This is a genomic window from Pseudomonas uvaldensis, assembly GCF_021271205.1.
Classification (GTDB): Bacteria; Pseudomonadota; Gammaproteobacteria; order Pseudomonadales; family Pseudomonadaceae; genus Aquipseudomonas; species Aquipseudomonas uvaldensis.
Map to the genome: position 1 here is coordinate 1 of NZ_JAIWKS010000041.1, position 830 is coordinate 830.

Annotated in this window: 1 protein-coding gene; it reads right to left on the minus strand. The window is 65.4% G+C overall.

From position 1 onward, the window contains the following. Positions 1 to 830, minus strand: an 830-nt coding sequence (locus tag LCU97_RS26485; protein ID WP_232778212.1) for an AMP-binding protein, incomplete at both ends; no start/stop codon positions are given.

The following is an 830-nucleotide window of genomic DNA, read 5'->3' on the forward strand; positions in this document are numbered from 1 at the left end:
TCGATCTCACCCAATTCGATACGGAAGCCACGGATCTTCACCTGGAAGTCATTGCGGCCCAGGTATTCCAGCGTGCCGTCGGCCAGCCAGCGACCCAGGTCGCCGGTCTTGTACAGGCGTGCATTCGGGTCACTGCTGAACGGGTCGGCGATGAAGCGTTCGGCGCTCAGTTCCGGCCGGTTCAGGTAACCCCGGGCCACGCCGACACCGCCGATGTGGATTTCCCCGGCCACGCCCAGCGGCGCCGGTTCACCCCGCGCATCCAGCACATGGACCTGCACGTTGGCAAACGGCCGGCCGATGCTCGGGCGCTCGCCGAGGTCGCGGATCAGGTCGATGGTCGCGTCCACCGTGCATTCGGTGGGGCCGTACATGTTGTAGAAGCGGATGGTCTGGCAGTTGCGCAGCTTCTCCCAGGTCGCGGCATTGATCGCTTCGCCACCGAGCAGCACGCTGACCGGCTGGTAGCGCTGGCGCTCCAGCAGGCCGGCGGCGAGCAGGGTGTCGAGCTGCGACGGGGTGGAGTCGAAGGCGTGGACTTGGTGCTGTTCGAGGAAGTCCAGCAGTTCCTGGCCGCTGGCGCGGATCAGTTGCGGGATGATCACCAGGCGATGGCCGGAGAACAGCTGGGCGATGCCCTTGATCGACATGTCGAAGAAGAAGCCGGCATTGAGGGCCACGGTGGCCGGGGTCGGGCAATGCCGGTGGGTAGTACGGGTCATCACCTGCCAGAAGTTGAACACCGAACGGTGCTCGACCATCACGCCCTTGGACTGACCGGTGGAGCCGGAGGTGTAGATCACGTAGGCCAGGTGTTCCGGCGTCAGCCC